This window comes from Clostridioides sp. LIBA-2809 (assembly GCF_056688965.1).
Genome location: NZ_CP197004.1, coordinates 3619035 through 3636274 on the forward strand (window position 1 = coordinate 3619035; position 17240 = coordinate 3636274).

At 29.3% G+C, this 17240-nt stretch carries 16 protein-coding genes and 2 riboswitches; of the genes, 2 read left to right on the plus strand and 14 right to left on the minus strand.

What is annotated here, in order from left to right; translation table 11 throughout:
* Window positions 1-20: 20 nt before the first annotated feature.
* A riboswitch (Lysine riboswitch) is annotated at window positions 21-200 on the minus strand.
* Between the two features lie 121 nt (window positions 201-321).
* From ACTG44_RS17120 to ACTG44_RS17175, 12 genes are all read right to left on the minus strand, one after another.
* Window positions 322-1140, minus strand: coding sequence for a class I SAM-dependent methyltransferase (locus tag ACTG44_RS17120; protein ID WP_479920892.1), 819 nt, complete (start codon window positions 1138-1140; stop codon window positions 322-324).
* Between the two features lie 126 nt (window positions 1141-1266).
* Window positions 1267-2031: an ABC transporter ATP-binding protein gene (locus ACTG44_RS17125; RefSeq protein WP_479920893.1), complete on the minus strand. Its 765-nt coding sequence runs from the start codon at window positions 2029-2031 to the stop codon at window positions 1267-1269.
* Window positions 2015-2965 (minus strand): ABC transporter ATP-binding protein, encoded by a 951-nt coding sequence (locus ACTG44_RS17130; RefSeq protein WP_479920894.1) that lies wholly within the window; start codon window positions 2963-2965, stop codon window positions 2015-2017. The genes ACTG44_RS17125 and ACTG44_RS17130 overlap by 17 nt, the downstream gene beginning before the upstream one ends.
* 14 nt (window positions 2966-2979) lie before the next feature.
* Window positions 2980-3816 (minus strand): ABC transporter permease, encoded by an 837-nt coding sequence (locus tag ACTG44_RS17135; RefSeq protein ID WP_021385969.1) that lies wholly within the window; start codon window positions 3814-3816, stop codon window positions 2980-2982.
* A 1-nt stretch (window position 3817) separates the two neighbouring features.
* The gene (locus ACTG44_RS17140) at window positions 3818-4765 is read right to left on the minus strand and encodes an ABC transporter permease (RefSeq protein WP_479920895.1); all 948 of its coding nucleotides are present in this window, start codon (window positions 4763-4765) and stop codon (window positions 3818-3820) included.
* Window positions 4765-6345 (minus strand): ABC transporter substrate-binding protein, encoded by a 1581-nt coding sequence (locus ACTG44_RS17145; protein ID WP_479920896.1) that lies wholly within the window; start codon window positions 6343-6345, stop codon window positions 4765-4767. The genes ACTG44_RS17140 and ACTG44_RS17145 overlap by 1 nt, the downstream gene beginning before the upstream one ends.
* Window positions 6314-6442, minus strand: a complete 129-nt coding sequence (locus ACTG44_RS17150) for a hypothetical protein (protein ID WP_479917502.1) — start codon at window positions 6440-6442, stop codon at window positions 6314-6316. Before ACTG44_RS17150 ends, ACTG44_RS17145 begins: the two co-directional genes overlap by 32 nt.
* A gap of 50 nt (window positions 6443-6492) precedes the next feature.
* Window positions 6493-6658: riboswitch (cobalamin riboswitch) on the minus strand.
* A 365-nt stretch (window positions 6659-7023) separates the two neighbouring features.
* Window positions 7024-8664, minus strand: coding sequence for a PTS transporter subunit EIIC (locus ACTG44_RS17155; protein ID WP_479920897.1), 1641 nt, complete (start codon window positions 8662-8664; stop codon window positions 7024-7026).
* 19 nt (window positions 8665-8683) lie between these two features.
* Window positions 8684-10087 (minus strand): Sapep family Mn(2+)-dependent dipeptidase, encoded by a 1404-nt coding sequence (locus ACTG44_RS17160; RefSeq protein ID WP_479920898.1) that lies wholly within the window; start codon window positions 10085-10087, stop codon window positions 8684-8686.
* Between the two features lie 361 nt (window positions 10088-10448).
* A complete protein-coding gene (locus ACTG44_RS17165) occupies window positions 10449-10940 on the minus strand; it encodes a PTS sugar transporter subunit IIA (RefSeq protein WP_479920899.1) in 492 nt (163 codons plus the stop codon).
* Between the two features lie 25 nt (window positions 10941-10965).
* A complete protein-coding gene (locus tag ACTG44_RS17170; RefSeq protein WP_479917506.1) occupies window positions 10966-11778 on the minus strand; it encodes a Cof-type HAD-IIB family hydrolase in 813 nt (270 codons plus the stop codon).
* 12 nt (window positions 11779-11790) lie between these two features.
* The gene (locus tag ACTG44_RS17175; protein WP_021386097.1) at window positions 11791-12942 is read right to left on the minus strand and encodes an iron-containing alcohol dehydrogenase; all 1152 of its coding nucleotides are present in this window, start codon (window positions 12940-12942) and stop codon (window positions 11791-11793) included.
* Window positions 12943-13247: 305 nt separating this feature from the next.
* Here ACTG44_RS17175 and ACTG44_RS17180 point away from each other — a divergent pair, with 305 nt between their 5' ends.
* Window positions 13248-13889, plus strand: coding sequence for a transaldolase family protein (locus ACTG44_RS17180; protein WP_021385967.1), 642 nt, complete (start codon window positions 13248-13250; stop codon window positions 13887-13889).
* Window positions 13890-13914: 25 nt separating this feature from the next.
* Entirely contained in the window at window positions 13915-15459 is a 1545-nt protein-coding gene (locus tag ACTG44_RS17185; protein ID WP_479917507.1) for a BglG family transcription antiterminator, read from the plus strand.
* A gap of 68 nt (window positions 15460-15527) precedes the next feature.
* On the opposite strand, the gene ACTG44_RS17190 is transcribed toward ACTG44_RS17185, so the two are convergent.
* Together ACTG44_RS17190 and ACTG44_RS17195 are read right to left on the minus strand one after the other, a co-directional pair.
* Window positions 15528-16154, minus strand: coding sequence for a YitT family protein (locus tag ACTG44_RS17190; protein WP_479920900.1), 627 nt, complete (start codon window positions 16152-16154; stop codon window positions 15528-15530).
* A gap of 135 nt (window positions 16155-16289) precedes the next feature.
* Window positions 16290-17006, minus strand: a complete 717-nt coding sequence (locus ACTG44_RS17195) for a ribulose-phosphate 3-epimerase (protein ID WP_479920901.1) — start codon at window positions 17004-17006, stop codon at window positions 16290-16292.
* Window positions 17007-17240 lie beyond the last annotated feature (234 nt).

Genomic DNA, 17240 nt, shown 5'->3' on the forward strand with positions numbered 1-17240 from the left:
CTACATCTTCCCTTTATCTTATCTAAGATAGCTCTCCATCAAAATTCGGGCTGATTTTGATGACAGTACTGTACTTATTAAATACAGTCCCAGCACTAGCTTTGGACACTAGCACTTCGGCACTTACTCCTTTTATATTGCTTCATTGGTTTCCGACCTCTTCAATATTAATCTTAGTAAATGCAACCTCTACCTCAATCTTTTTATTAGATGAGGTAATGCTTATTAAATTTTATTTATTGTAAATAATTGTAGCATAATATGTCGAGATTGTAAATATTTTCAATATAATAATACTTACATTTAATGACATTGACAAGTTTAATTTATACTATTCCAGTATATAATTATAACTTTAGTTTTATGTTTAAAAATATATTTATCTTCTCTTTTTTCTATATTATCTATATATTTATCTACCACTTCACCAAAATTAATCTTTTTATTTAATTCAGTTTCCATTTTAAGATGTATATCTTCTATGCTATCAAATTCAATTTCATTTTCTACATCAATAAACTTTGTGTCTGCACATATATTCAAAGAATGTAGTATATTTGGAATATATATATAATCTGGGCAGGTTCTATCTTTCTCCCCTAAATCAATATACAAGTCATTGAATAATGGCTTTTGAATAGTCCTTACTATAATTACTTTTTCTTTAGCCAACTTATTCATTTTATTCAAGGCATCTTTAATATTCCAAATTCTATAAAGTGAATTCACAGATAAAATGTAGTCACTGCACTCAATATTGACATCTTCCCACTTACCTTGTACTGTGTTTATATTAGTTATATTATGTTCCCTAATCTTTTGTCCAAGTACATCAAGCATATCCCTTGAAAAATCATTAGCAGTTACGACCTTGCATTTTTTAGAAAGTGGTATAGTAAATTTACCTGTACCTGCACCAATTTCTATAAGATTTTTTCCTTCATCTATTAATTTATCAATAAAATCAAATACTTCTTTTGAATAATCATAAAGTGTTGGATTATCATCATACTTATGAGATAATTTTTTTAAAAATAGTCTTTCCACCTCATCATCAAATGCTCTTTCCTTTGCATATCCTTCTTTATTTTCAATATACTCATGCAATTTTTTTTCGAAATCTATATCTTTATAATACATGATTAATCTTCCTTTCTAAAAATGTTAAGGTTGAGATTTATCATTTTCCATAATCAAAGTAAACCACTTTTACTAAATTAATGCTATATTAATTAAGTGCTTAACTAAATAATTGATTACTCTGCTCTAAAAATTAATAAAATTCTCAATAAGCTCTTTAGTGTAAGTATGCTTTGCACTTTTATATAATTCTTTGGAACCTATAATTTCAACTATCTTACCATTTAACATAACTGCAATTTCATCACTAAATTCCTTTACTAAGTCTATATCATGAGATATAAATAAATAGGTTATATTAAATTGTTTTTGAGCTTTTTTCAGAACTTGTACAACTTGAGCTTGTACAGATACATCTAACATTGATGTAGGCTCATCCAATATTATAAATTTAGGCTTTAATAAAAGGACTCTGGCTAAAGCAACTCTTTGTATTTGTCCTCCACTGACTTGATATGGGTATCTAGTTAAGATTTCCTCGCTAATTCCAACAAAACTTAAGTATTCCTTTATATATTCTGTTGATTTATTCTTCTCATAGATTTTATGAATCTTTAATGGTTCTACAAGGCTATCATATATAGTTTTCTTAGGACTTAGAGCTGAATCTGGATGTTGAAATATTACTTGCATCTCTTTTCTTAAATTCCTCATCTGAGAAAAATTATAATTACTTATATTTCTACCATTAAAATAAATTTTACCTCCATCAGATTTAACAAGTCTTAAAATAATCCTTGATAAAGTTGATTTTCCACATCCACTTTCTCCTACAAGACCCAAGGTTTTTCCTTCTTCTATTTCAAATGATACATCATCTACTGCCTTAACTATTTTCTTATTAATTATTCCGCTCCTAAATTCCTTATAAAGATTACAAACTTTTATCATAAATAAAACACCTCACCTTTGAGCCATTTACATCAAATAGCACTGGCTCATAATCAGAACATGATTTTTTTGCAACTTTACATCTTTGAAAAAATCTACATTCTTTTGGTAAGTTTATTAGACTTGGTGCTATCCCATCAATAGGCATTAATTTTTTATTTGGCTGTGAATCAATTAGACCTTTTGTATAAGGATGTAAAGGGGTATTAAATACACTATCTTTAGAACCCCTTTCTATGATTTTCCCTGCATACATAACCATAACTTCATCACAAAGTTTTTTGGCTAACATTAAATCATGAGTTATAAGTATCATGCTAACACCCATATTACTTCTTAAATCACAAAATACCTCGTATACTTGTTTTCTTATTATTGCATCTAGCCCTTTAGTTGGTTCATCTGCAATTATCCAGTTTGGGTTTAGTGCTGTCCCTATAGCTGCCAATACTCTTTGGCTCATTCCTCCACTTAGTTGGAAACCATAAGAATTGTAAATTAAATCAGTATTTGAAAATGAAAATTTTCTTAATATATCTAAGCTCTTACTCTTACATGAGCTCTTTTTTTCTTTTGCATGATAATAGAAAAGTTCATTAATATGACTTCCTATCTTTAATATAGGATTGAAAGAACTCGATGGATTTTGTGGTATTAATGCTATCTTTTTTCCTCTAATTTCTCTGAGTTCTTTTTCCTTAAGTTTTAATAAATCTTTGTCTTCATATAAAATGCTACCTGAGACAATTGAATTATTGGATACAAGGTTTAAAATTCCCAATCCTAGTACTGATTTTCCACTACCAGTTTCTCCAATAATTCCTGTAATTTTACCACTTTGAAAAGTTACAGATACTTCGTCTACAGCTCTCACTTTTCCTTCTTTAGTATTAAAATAAATTTTTAAATCTTTTATATTTATATCTCTGCTCATATTTTTGATTCCTTCTAAAGATATTGACTTAAAGAGTTGATTTTTTCATCAAACATATCCCTTAGCGCATCACCAACTAAATTTATACTACAACACAATAATAATATGCTAAAGCCTGGTGCCAGCAACAAATTAGGATAACTTCTAAAATGTGTTTTAGCATCATTTATCATAACTCCCCAATCTGCCTGTGGAGGTTGTATCCCTAATCCTAAAAAACTTAGCGATGCCATAGAAAGTACACTCTTCCCTATTCTTATTGTAAATAGTACTATAAATGGAGCAAATATGTTTGGAATTATATAATGAAAAATTATATGAAGATGGCTGGCACCTAATGCTCTTGCACCTTCAACATATTTTTCCTCTTTTACCTTTAGTACCTCTCCTCTAACTACTCTTGAAAACCCAGCCCAAGAAGTAAATACTATTGCTATTAATAAACTTTTTATTCCTGGACCAAGAACTCCAGCAAGAGCAATCATAAAGCTAAGACTTGGAAGACCTTGAAATATATTTACAATCGACTGAATTATCATATCTACTATACCACCACAATACCCTGCTACTATACCTACAAAACTTCCAAATATCATTGTTAATAAGGTTGCTACAAATGCTAAAGATATAGACACTCTAGCTCCATACAATATCCTACTTAAAATATCCCTTCCTAGAGTATCAGTCCCAAGTATATGCTCTCTAGATATTCCCATTAACCTATCAGCCATTTGCACCTTATTAGGGTCATATGGAGCTAATTTAGGTGCAAAAAAAGCAACAAGTATCATAATTATTAACACTAAAAAAGCTACTTTATGTATAAATAACATTCCTTTAAATTTCTCCATATCATTTACCTCCTATCCTTATTTTAGGATTAAGAAATAGATAACATATATCCACAACTAAACTAAATAATACAAATATAATTCCTGTAAATAGTACGTATCCCTGTACAACTGGATAGTCTCTACTCATTATCCCTTGTATTACATAGCTTCCCATACCTGGAATACTAAAAATAACCTCAACTACTGTAGAACCTCCTAAAATTGCACCAAAATAGTTTCCTAAAACGGTTACAATAGGCATTAAAGAATTTAAAAAAGCATATTTAAAAGTAATTATCCTATTTGGCAATCCTTTAGATTTTGCTACTGTTATATAGTTTTGTCCCATACTTTCTATTAAAGTTGCTCTATTTAACCTAGCTACAGTTCCTATTGTACCAGCTGCTAAAACAAATCCAGGCATTATTAAGTGTTTAATTGTTCCATACCCACTCGTAGGTAGCCACCTAAGAGTTTCACAAAATATACCTAGCATGATAATTGCTAACCAAAATCCTGGGATAGAAGTCAGAAATAATGATACAAAAGTACCAATCTTATCTATAGCTGAATCCTTTTTAAGAGCCATGATTATAGCTAATGGTATAGATAATACTATAACAAAAAACATAGCCATTAAAGATAAAGAGAAGGTTATTGGCAACCTTCTCAATATATCTTCTGTGATAGATGTATTTTTGATATAGGAAAGTCCTAAATCTCCAGTTATAGCTTTTTTAGTCCAATTAATATATTGAACTACAATACTATCATTTAATCCTAACTCTTCTCTAACTATTTCTATTTCTTCTTCTGTAGGAGCAGAAACACCATCCATGCTTAAATATTCAACTGCTGGGTCACCAGGAGCTATAACACCCAATATAAATGCTAGAAATGTTATTCCTACCAAAATAGGAATAGTCATCAATATTCTTTTAATTAAATATTTAAATGAATTTTTCACTACTCACTCCACTCCATACTTACTAATGTAGTTCCATATAATGTCGGCTTGTACCCAGCTATTTTTTTATTATAGGCAATTAAGTTAACATCTTCAAATAATGGTATAGCTGATGGATGTTCTGCTGATATATCTTGAAGTTCATCATATATTTTACTTCTTTCATCTAAATTCATTGTTTTTTCTAATTTAGCTATTAACTCATCTGCTCTTTCGTTCTTATAACCTAACGAATAAGCTATATTACTTGACCCTGTACTTCTCATATAACTATCAAATATAGAAAATGGTTCTGCATTTGGAAGCCCTTGTGTGTGAAGTGCTATATCATAATTTCCTGTTTTTTGTGCTTCCTTAAAAGCAGCTCCATCAAGTATAGTTATTTTAGAATTTAATCCAACTTCACTTAATACAGATTGTATATATTCAGCAACAGTTTTATATGGGTAACGGTCTACACCATAAGATGGAATTATAAACTCTAGCTCCTTTATTTCCCCATTTAGTTCGTCCTTTATTATTTTCTTTGCTTTTTCTGCATCATAAACAGGTTTAATTTCCTTACCAAAAGGAGAACCTTGATTCAATATATTCATAGTTGGAGTTCCGTATCCTCCATAAAATTTATCTACTATAGTTTCTCTATCTACCAGCAAACTTAAAGCTTCTTTTATTTTCACATTATTAAACGGTGCTCTAGTACCATTTGTTGATATAAATTGAGTTATTGTTGATGGAGACGATTTAATCTCAAAGTTTTCATCCTTTACTAGTTCACTAGCTAACTCTGGAGTAATTGCCCCTAAATCCATAACACCCATAATTTCTTCTGATTTAAGTGCTGTGTAACGAGTTTGAGCATCTTTAATTACGTTTACTCTTACATTTTTAATTTTACTTTTTTCTCCATAATAATCTTGATTTCTCTCTAACAAAACATATTGTTCTTTTTCTCTTTCTTTTATTTTAAATGGCCCAGTTCCTTGTGCATATTTAGTAAAATCTCCAGTTTGTACATCAAAACACTCTGGACTATACATAGCACTTCCAAACCTAGCCATATTATATATTAAAGTTGATATCGGTTTACTAAAAGTAAGTTTAACTTCATAGTCTGAAACTTTACTCACATCTTGTAAATTAGGATATGTTTTTTCTATATCAAATGAATAAAAAGGCGAAGATTTAGTTTTCATACTCATATAACGCTCAAAGTTTTTTACTACTGAATCTGCATTTAATTCTACTCCATCATGGAATTTTACACCTTTCTTTATTGTAAATGTCCATTCTTTATAATCATCTGAATTTGACCACTTCTCTGCAAGCTCAGCTTTTGGTTTTCCGTCATCGCCTAACCCTATTAATGGCTCCCAGACATAAAGTATTGAACTTGTGTAATACGCATCTTGCTCTCCTGGAGCCAAATCCCTAGCTGCTGCTAAAACTACTTCCTTTTCATTATTCATCTTGCTAACATCATTATTTTCTTTTGGTTTGCCACATCCAACTAATAAGGACAACATTAACACAACTGTTAAAACTATACTAATCAGCTTCCCATTTAAATTCTTCCTCATGATATACTTCCCCCTTATTTATAAATATGAGCATTAAAAAAGTTATAGCAAATAATGCTATAACATCCCATTTTAATATGTATACTTTAGTTTCCAAATTCAATATACAAAATAATAAATTTAGTTGCTCCCCCCTAAATTTATTTACTAATATTTAATGTAGGTATCTGACTTACATTTTATACCTCAACCTTACCAAGTAACCTATGGTAGATATGAGGAATTTATTCATGCTTACAGTGATGGGTTCGTGTTGGACTTTCACCAACTTCCCTACTCTTTAAATATGTTTATTCAGTTATTAACTTAATTGTATGCAATCTTATATGGATTGTCAACTTAAATCAAAATATATCACTATTTGTAAAGTAAAATATTGTACTTATCTATGTTACGTACTTTAGAAATTAAAATTCTAAATACTTACTGTATCTCTACTGAATATTTTCCAAGTGATAATGATATTAATATTAATGCAATTAATATGATAACTAGACAAAAAATATTTTATATATCTCCCCATTATGTTTTATTTTACAACTTAATTATTATTAGACAACGTATAGCTAAAATGCCTATAATATACTATTTAAATCAAGTAGATATTTTTTTACTAGTCTTCTATAATTAAAAAATAAAGCCATACAAAATAATCTAATTTGTATGGCTCTACATCTATTAATCTACACCTAACACAGCTTTAACCTTAGATGCTATTGTAATAACCCTTGGTCCAAATATAACTTGAACTGAGTTTTTCTTTTTAACAACTCCACTTGCTCCTAACTCATTTACCCAAAAACAATCTTCATAAAATCCATCTATTGAATTTAACTCCACTCTAAGTCTAGTTGCGCAGTTCGTAATGTTTTTTATATTGTCACTCCCTCCTAAACCTTCTATTATAGAATATACAAGTTCTGTATCCTTATCTTCTACTGTCCCGTTGTCTGTAGATTTAACAGCACCTGCAGATTGTTTTTCTCTATATTCTTTCTTACTGTAAAGCTTAACTTCTTCTGAACTTCTTCCTGGTGTTTTTATATCAAACTTCTTAATTGCCCATGTAAATATTACATAAGTAACTACAAAGAATATTGGTATTAAAAATAATAGAGGTAATGCATCCACTTTTTGAGGTTGTAATAAGTTAGGGAACATATTTCTAAATGATTCACCCATTATAGAAACATTAAACATCTCTGTAAACACATATGTTAATCCTGCTAGTGGAACATATGCCACAAAGTACAATAATGGTGCAACAAACAAGAATGTATATTCTATAGGTTCTGTTACTCCTACTAGCATAGCTGTCACTATTGCTGGTATCAATATACTTAGGGCTTTTTTCTTATTAACATTATCGGATAATTTGTACATAGCTAAAGCTGCTGCTGGTAATATTGCAAAATGTATTAGTAATCGCCCTGTTGTAAAATTACGAGTAATATAAGATAGTGTATCTGGGTCTCCCATTTGAGCCAATCTGATATTGTTAACACCTTCGTAAATTGCTCCACCTACTTCCATTGTTCCACCTACTCTTGTGTATTCTATAGGAAATGCAATTAAATGGTGTATCCCAAATGGTAATAACGCTTTATCCATTGCTCCAAAAGTAAATGTTCCTAATAATCCACTTGAACCTATCCAATTACCAAGCTTAGATAATGCTAAACCTATTGGTGGCCATATGAAGTACATTCCTGTGCCTAACACTATTGCTGCTATAAACATCATAATCATTGAAGACCTTGCTCCTGAGAAAAAAGATAATGCACTAGGAAGTTCTGTGTCAACAAATTTGTTATGTACTGCACTAGCCACAAAACCTGCTATTATAGCTCCAAATATACTACAGTCATATGAGAATATTCCTAAGAAAGAACCATATAATGAGCTACGACTATATGCTTCTGCCTCACCTAATCCAGATGCCATAAATGCTTCCGCTGTAACTGTGTCTGAATTTATACCATTTGCTACTAATAATGTGTTTATAACTGTGTGCATTCCTATGAATAAAACAATTCCTCCTAATGCACCCCACCCTTTTTCCTTTTTAGATAATCCAAAAGCTATACCAGTAACAAAGAATATAGGTAAATATCTCATTACCATAAATCCTAGGTCATTTATTACTTTAAAGAATACATTTATAAATGAACCTTCCTGTATTAACCCGCTGAGCCCTAAAGCAGAAACGTTTTCCATATTTGCAAAAGCTGACCCTAATCCTATAAATACTCCTGCTACAACAAGTAATATAACAGGAATCATCATTGCTCCAGAAAGTACTTGTAATTTATCCTTCATAGTATTATTTCCTCCATTTTTATTGAAATGCTAAACTATATAATGCATATATATAAACTTCTATAGCTTTATATAGTGTGTCCATACTTATGTTTTCATTTGCCTGGTGTGAATTTGGAATATCTCCCTCTATTGTGGGACCAAATGCAACTCCATTTTCTAATACCCTTGCATAAGATGCAGCTCCTTTTGTAAAAAGTTCTGCTTCTTTTCCAAAAACTTGTTTATATGCAATTGATAACTTATTTATTAACTCACTATCTGGTTCTACATACAATAGTTTTAAATCCTTATATATATTAACTATTAAATTTTCTTTTTTTCCAATTTCATTGATTTTATTAATTATAAATTCCCAACTTATACCCTTAGGATATCTAAAATCTATTTTCATACTTAACTCATTTTTTTCTAATAAAAGGCTCATTATACATAGTGTAGAAATTCCCATATCTACATCTTCTGTATATAATCCTAATTTTTTTCCATGATTATCATCTGTAAAGTATGAATTTAAAATATCTTTTATTATGATTCCTTTATCATTTAGCTTTTTGATTTTATCTAAGTCTTTTGCTAAATTGAATGCACAGTTATACGACCTGTGTGGGTTCCTTGATAAAGCCCTTTTTCCTATATACCTTACTAATATTTTATCTTCTTCAATTTCTTCTATCTCTGTATAATAAACCAATAATTTTATTAAATCTTCCTTATCATTAGTTTTAAAAATAGCTTCAATTTTATCACATACAAATCCATCTTCTTTATTTGACTTTATCTCAACTAAATTGTGATTTCTAAGTCTATCTTCTTTTATTTCCTTTTTTAGATTAAAGTACAAAATACCCTTCTCTCCATTTACTATTGGGAAGTTTCCATCTGGAGAAAATGCAAACTTTGGCTGTTCATTGATGCTAAAGTAATGCTCCATACATTCCCAAGTTGTTTCTTCAGCTCCACCTACTATCAATCTAATCTTTCTCTTTGGTTTTTCATTAAGTTGCCTTAAGAAAAGTAATGCATATAAAATTCCTACCAAAGGTCCTTTGTTATCATTAACGCCTCTACCATAAAGATAATTATCTTTTTCACAAACTTTAAAAGGTTCACTCTTCCACAGCTCTTTAGTATATATTGGTACAACATCTATATGATTAAGTACCCCAACTACTTCTTCGCCTTCTCCATATTCTATATGGATTGCATATCCATCAAAATCTTTTACAACAAAATCTTTGTCTTTTGCTATTTGAATAAGCTTATCAAATGCATTTCTTATTTCTACCCCAAATGGCTGATTTATATCTGCTGTACTTTCATCTCTAACTGAAGGTATCTCAACTAGACTCGCAATATCTTTTACTATGTTCTCTTGATTGGATTTTAAATAATCAATAATTAGCTCTTTATTTACTATCATCTTAATTATTTATCACCCCTTTATATTAGTTTTACAAAGCATTTAAGTTCATATCTACATTATAAATTTTGAATATTGTTTTTTCAATATTTCAAATACTTCTCTAAATTACCATAATGATACGGTAAATAATCAACAGATTGTGACAAAATCATAATCTACCATTTATTAGCATTTTAATTAACTGTTATCTCTAAATTTAATGTAACTTACTTCTAATAAAATATCTCAAAAAAGAGAGTCTCTCAAAATGAATTTTTTAGTCCATGAGACATTCTTTGTTGTGTGAAATCAAATATATTTTCACCATTTCAACAATGAAAAAGAGGCTTATCTCTATTTTGAGATAGCCTCTTTATATCTATTCAATTTCCATTATCACACTATTGATATCTACATTTCTAGGTTCTAGCCTATACTTTATTATTCTCTTAACAGCATCCACATCATCCATTATTACTACAGGAGTTATTACGTGTAAATCATTTGATTTTATAATATCCAAATCTACTTCCATTATTAAATCTTTAGCTTTTACCTTATCTCCTGCCTTTACCTTAACATCAAATGGTTTTCCTTCTAGTGATACTGTCTCTAATCCTACATGTATTAACATGTTTGTTCCATCAGCACTCTTAATCATTACAGCATGCTTTGAATCAAATATGCTGACTATTTCACCATCAACAGGAGAATATAACTTCCCCTCGCTCGGTATTATAGCTACTCCATCTCCCATCATCTTTTGAGCAAAAGCTAAATCTGGGACATCTTCTAAATTAACTAAAATTCCCTTAAATGGACTATATATCTTCTCAGTCTTATTTTCTTTTTTCTTAAATATGTTAAACATAACACACTCTCCATACTATAAAATTTTATGCTAATACTTTTCTTAAAGCTTTTGCTACTCCATCATTTACATTTGTATCAGTTACAAAATCCGCCTTAGACTTTACTTCATCTATAGCATTTCCCATAGCAATACCAAGACCTGCAAATTCAATCATAGATATATCATTTTCATTATCACCTATACAAATAACTTCTTTGCTATCTATACCTAATATCTCACAAAACTTTTTAACTGCAATACCTTTTGAAGTACCTTTACTCATAACTTCAAAATTTATCTTTCCAGAACTTACTACTTCTAAATCTCCTTGTTTTTTAAGCTCACTCTTTGCTTTTTTTAGAGACTCTGAGTCTTCTGAAAATAGTATACACTTTAAAATCTCATCTTCAGCTCTTTCTAGTAAAATTTCACAGCTTGCATTTTCTATTATTTCAATTCTGTCTTCTTCTTTATTTTTACTGTTTACTAATCTGTATGGATGTTCTTCTCCTATTTCATTGTTAGCTATAATTCTTCTACATCCCTTAAAATGTCTATTTAAATTATATTTTTCACCTATTGTGTATATCTTTTCTAGTGCATCTTTACTTAAAGCTTTTTTATACTCATATCCTGGTAAATTAAAATATGTTCCATTAGTTGAAATAACATATATATCATCACCTAAAATGCTTGTAAAGTATTTCATAACATTATAAGGTCTTCCTGTAACTAATGCTACCTTAATTCCCTTTTCCATAGCTTCTTTTAATGCTTTAATATTTTCTTCTGATATTTCAAATCCTTTACCCATTAAAGTCCCGTCCATATCAGTGCAAATTAATTTATAGCTCATTTGTATCACATCCTAGTAAGATTTTTCTAATATTTCAACAAGGTCTTCTTTCTTTCCAAAAGGTAAAAATCCTAAAACTGGACAACTTATTATTTCTTCTAACTGCTCTCTTGTAACATTAAACTCAGACATTTTTGTCTTAAGGCCTACATTCTTTAAAAAACTTTCTATTTCATTCTTTAAAGCTTTAGCTGCTTCATTATCTTCTACATTTTCTAATTCTTTGTTGAATATTCTAGCTACTTTAGCAAATTTAGCTATATTATTGTCACAGAACTTTTCTGTAAATGCTGGGAATACTATAGCTAAAGCTTCACCATGAGGAATATGTGTAACCCCTCCTATTATCTCACTTAGTGGATGTGGTGCTGCTGCTCCAGCATTTGCTAGTGAGCTTCCACCTAATGTATCTGCTACTGCTAGTTTTGTTCTATATTCTATATTGTTTTTTTCTTCCATTACCTTAGGTAGATAGTTAACAACTAATTCCATAGATTTTTCAGACATTATCTCTGTAAAATCATTAGCATTTGGGTTTATGTAACTTTCAAATGCATGAGTAAAGGCATCAAATGCTGTTGATGCAGTAATTCTCTCTGGTAAAGTCAGCATAAGTTCTGGGTCTACTATACATTCTCTTGAGAAACAATTTTGATGGAATATTGTATTTTTCTCGCTTCCTCTTGATATTACTGCTGCTTGTGTAACTTGGCTTCCTGTTCCAGAAGTAGTTGATACAGCTATTAATGGTAATTCTTTTTCACTTACTTTATCATATATTTTAAATGCATTTGTATATGTATTAAACATATAATCCCAATCTATTTTTTCTAGTCCAAAAGTTAAGGCTAATATTTTAGCAGTATCTATACTTGAACCTCCACCAACAGCTAAAACAACATCTACAGATTCTTTTTTAGCTAACTCAAAGCCTTCATTTATTAGCTCTACAGTTGGATTTGGCTGTACCTTATCAAAGTGTACAACTTCTATACCTTTTCCTGTTAAATCTAATCTAACTCTTTCATATAACTTGTCTAATGGCTCTACATTTGGAGTAGTAACTAACAAACATTTCTTTCCATATTTTCCTATTATTCTAGGTAACTCACTTAAAGTTCCTTGTCCAAAATTGATTCTTGATGGTTGATAAAAGTTAATCATATTTTTCCTCCCTTAAATTATTGCCTTCATATTCAAATTATACCTATCACAGGATTTTTAAGGCAATACTTTAACTGTTAACTCTTATTTACTAAAGCTTATGGCAATTAATAAACAATCAATGTTTTATTATTACCATATCATTATGTAAATTTTATTAAGTAGTCATGTGATAATTTTATAAACAATCTTATTGTATAATTAACTTAATATCTTATAAATAAAAATTATTGTATTCAGAGGACGTCTATAGCTAATAAAAGAGTACTTTTATTGTAATAAATAAATTAAAGGAGAATTAAATTATGAAATATTTAATAGATAGTGCAAATCTTGATGAAATTCAAAAGTGTTTAAGGTATGGATTTAAAGGAATAACAGCTAATCCATCTATGTATCTTAAAGAAAATGTAAACTTTTATGAATTCATTGAAGCATGTACTAATTTAAATCCAGAAATATTAACTGCTGAAGTTATAGGAAATGATTTATATGAATTACTTGAGTCTTGTGATAAGATATCAAATATAAACAAGAACACTATAATAAAAATAAATTTTTCTGAAGTTGGCTTAGAACTTATAAACATATTGAATGGTAAAGGTGTAAAAACTGCATGCACCTTAATTTTTAATACAAATCAAGCGTCATTAGCTATAAATGCAGGTGCTGATTACCTATTCCCTTTCATAGGTAGAAATGATGAAAATGGATATGATGGTATAAAAAACCTTACAGAAATATGTAACCTTATATCAATAAATGGATATAATACTAAAGTTGTTGCAGCTTCTATTAAAAATGTATTCCACTTAACTCAAGCATCTCTTTGTGGATGTGATTATGCAGCTGTAACATATGATTTATTTAAAAAAGCTTCTTTTAACCAGCTTACAGTAGATGGTACCAATACTTTTGAAAAAGATTGGTCCCAAGTTAATAAATAGCAATTAAGATTTAGGAGGGTTTGCATTGAACAAAAGATTATTAGATATTGCAGAATTATTGCTAAATAGTTCAGACTATATTACTGTAAATACTATTGCTGAAGAATTAAATGTTAGTAATAAAACTATTCGTAATGACCTTGTTATTTTAGATGAATGGCTTTTAGAGTTTGACTTATCCTTAGATAAAAAGACAGGTTCAGGAGTTATTATTCTAGGTAATGAAGATATAAAACTTAAAGTTATTAGAGATATCAACGATAAATCAAATTGTATATATGCGTACTCTCCTGAAGATAGAAAAAGATATATTTTGAGTAAATTGTTTATTAAAAATTCTAAGTTTAGGATTCGTGATATTTGCAATGAACTACATGTTAGTAGAGCCACTGTGCATAAGGACTTGGTAGTTATTCAAAAATTTTTGCAAAACTTTAAAGTAGTACTAGTTAGAAAAACCAATAATGGTGTATATCTAGAAGGTAAAGAAAAAGATATTAGAAAGGCAATTTTTGAACTTGCTACTTCTAATAAAAGTTATACTGAACTTAAAGAAATATTATTCTCGATATCTGATAAAGATAAGGATACTCCTTCAACAAAAATATTTAAGGAGTTATTCAATTATGATTTCGAGAAATTATCTCAAATTACTCTACATACTTTACAAGTAGAAAAAAGTAATCTCAGTGATGAGTATTATATAAATTTCTTAATACATATAGCTATCTGTATTAAAAGAATTTCTATTAACAGATATATTAACTTATCTGAAAGTTTTTTTAAAGAATTATTAGAACATGAGTGCTTTGGAAAATCAAAAACCTTATGCTCTAATCTAAGTGAAGCTTTTGATGTAGAATTTATTGATGAAGAGGTTTGTTATATTCTTCTTCATATAGAGGGATTACTCAAATCAATAAAGAAAATAACTACTCTTGAACCCCTTAGAAGTGAAGAAATTACAGAGTATAATCTATCTGAAGCAATAGCTACTTATTGGGGTGATATACTAAATCTAAATTTAAAAGAAGATTTAGTATTAATAAAATCTCTTGCTAATCACCTTAAGTCAGTTTTACACCGAATAAATTATGGATTTACTATTACAAATCCCATATTAAATGATATAAAGAGAACATTTCCATACACATATAAGGCTGCCAAAGAGTCTAATACTGTTATTAAACGTTTGATGAATTACGAGGTCAATGAAGATGAAATAGGATATCTTACTTTATATTTAATATCAGCAATAGATAGAAACAAAGCTCCCTTAAATACTGTTTTAATATGTCATTGTAGTGCTGGTGTATCCAACTTATTAGTTCAAAAATTAAGCTTTGAGTTTAACCAGATTAATATAGTTGAATCTATCCCCATCTCTTCTATTTCATTTACAAATTTTGAAGATGTAGACTTAATACTAACTACTGCTCCTGTAGACTTTGAACATCATGCTGAGTTGATAAATATAAATGCTCTTTTAAGCAAGCATGATATCTCTAGACTTAGTACAATTATTAAAAAGCTATATTCTGAAAAAAATAAAATACTATCATTTAAATAAACATAAAAAATATCAAGATGACTTAAGTTATCTTGATATTTTTTATATTTAAAGTAAATTTTACTATTTTATTGAGTACAAGCACTATTCATATTGTTAGTTTCTTCAGTATTTTTTGCAAATTTTGTAGTTACAAACCCTATTGTTTTTATTATTAATAGCAAAGATATTAATGAATATATAGATATCATAAAGTTTTTACTTATGATTCCAGATGCCACTATTATAAATCCATCTAACATAAATAGTATAACTGGTAACTTCAAGAACTTAATTATCCTATTAATAAGCATGGCCACTAAATCAGTTCCACCAGTACTACATCCCCTTATTATCGCTATACCTATAGCAGTTCCCACTAATAACCCACCTATTACCCCTGCTACTAATAAGTTGTCAGTTATGTGAGTTTGTGGTATTACTTTTAAGAACAATGGACCCATAAGAGTTATATATAATGTTTTTATTCCAAAGCCCTTCCCTAAAAATAATAATCCCATTACTAAAAGTGGCATAGATATTCCTAAAGATATATTCTCAACAGGTATTGATAAGAATGTACTAAGCACAACTGATAATCCTGTTATCCCTCCTGGAGCTAGTGTATGTTCTGCAAAGAAAAAGTTAACTGCTAATGCCATTAAGAATGCTGATATTGTTATTAATAAATAGTCTTTTATCATTTCTTTTTTCATTTAATCTCCTCCAATAGTTGTATTATTTCAATATAAAAAAGCAATTAAATTAGTCTAATTTCCTATAGTTTTTCATAAAAGTAATGCTTCCTTAAAACATTAAGAAAGCATCTCTTTTATCATAGTTTATTTACCTTATTCTAAACCAAATTTTGCAGTTGCTTCATCTATAGCTTTTCTACAATTCTTAACACCTGCTGTTATACCATCTTTATCTTTGAATATTGCTGAAGATAATATTACAACATCTGGATTACACTCTATTAATGGTTCCATATTATCTGCTCTTAATCCACCATCTATTGCCAACTCACATTTAGGATTCTTTTCGTCTATCATTTTTCTAGCTCTCTTAACTAAATCAACAGAACTCTTTCTCCATCCCCAGTTATCTTTTCCATCTGTTTCATCAACACCATGAACAACTATTTGTAATCTATCTATATCATATATAGCTTCATCAACAAAACATAATGGTGTGTAACATCCAACTGTTAATCCTACTTTCATACCAAATTCTCTACAGTAATTTATTATGTATGCAAGAGGAGCTCCTAAGAATTGCTCAGCTGGTATTATTAACATGTTGCACCCTGCTGACGCTATTTTTTCTATAAATAATCTATCACAATCTCTTGTGTATATATGACATTCTATTGGCTTATCTGTTACTGGTCTTATTGCTTCTATTATTTGATGCCCACCCATAAGTTGCATATTTTTTAAGTCATGCATATCTGCTGCATCTGAATGTACGTAGTCTACACCAGCATCCATTGCTTCCTTAACTACTGCTGATATGTGCCCATAATTTACATGTGCTAATCCTGCTGCTATTTTTATGTGTTTCATATTTATATACCTCCATATTTTACTTTAATTAGTATTAGATATTAGTTTTTGATACTTTTTAACGTATTATTACTTTTATTGATGTCTGTATTTCTTGTATGAACTTATTCTGCTTTTGTGAACTTATTTTGCTTTGTAAATTAATATTACACTGATATAATTCTTTTCACAACAGTTTTACTACTCCTTAAAATTACCTTTATATTGTGGCAAATTATAGACATTAATTATGTA

Coding starts and splice junctions, on each gene's coding strand:
- ACTG44_RS17120 (WP_479920892.1), bottom strand. CDS start 1,140: ATGTATTATAAAGATATAGATTTCGAAAAAAAATTGCATGAGTATATT.
- ACTG44_RS17175 (WP_021386097.1), bottom strand. CDS start 12,942: ATGATTAACTTTTATCAACCATCAAGAATCAATTTTGGACAAGGAACT.
- ACTG44_RS17195 (WP_479920901.1), bottom strand. CDS start 17,006: ATGAAACACATAAAAATAGCAGCAGGATTAGCACATGTAAATTATGGG.
- ACTG44_RS17170 (WP_479917506.1), bottom strand. CDS start 11,778: ATGAGCTATAAATTAATTTGCACTGATATGGACGGGACTTTAATGGGT.
- ACTG44_RS17180 (WP_021385967.1), top strand. CDS start 13,248: ATGAAATATTTAATAGATAGTGCAAATCTTGATGAAATTCAAAAGTGT.
- ACTG44_RS17160 (WP_479920898.1), bottom strand. CDS start 10,087: ATGATAGTAAATAAAGAGCTAATTATTGATTATTTAAAATCCAATCAA.
- ACTG44_RS17165 (WP_479920899.1), bottom strand. CDS start 10,940: ATGTTTAACATATTTAAGAAAAAAGAAAATAAGACTGAGAAGATATAT.
- ACTG44_RS17130 (WP_479920894.1), bottom strand. CDS start 2,965: ATGAGCAGAGATATAAATATAAAAGATTTAAAAATTTATTTTAATACT.
- ACTG44_RS17190 (WP_479920900.1), bottom strand. CDS start 16,154: ATGAAAAAAGAAATGATAAAAGACTATTTATTAATAACAATATCAGCA.
- ACTG44_RS17125 (WP_479920893.1), bottom strand. CDS start 2,031: ATGATAAAAGTTTGTAATCTTTATAAGGAATTTAGGAGCGGAATAATT.
- ACTG44_RS17155 (WP_479920897.1), bottom strand. CDS start 8,664: ATGAAGGATAAATTACAAGTACTTTCTGGAGCAATGATGATTCCTGTT.
- ACTG44_RS17145 (WP_479920896.1), bottom strand. CDS start 6,345: ATGAGGAAGAATTTAAATGGGAAGCTGATTAGTATAGTTTTAACAGTT.
- ACTG44_RS17135 (WP_021385969.1), bottom strand. CDS start 3,816: ATGGAGAAATTTAAAGGAATGTTATTTATACATAAAGTAGCTTTTTTA.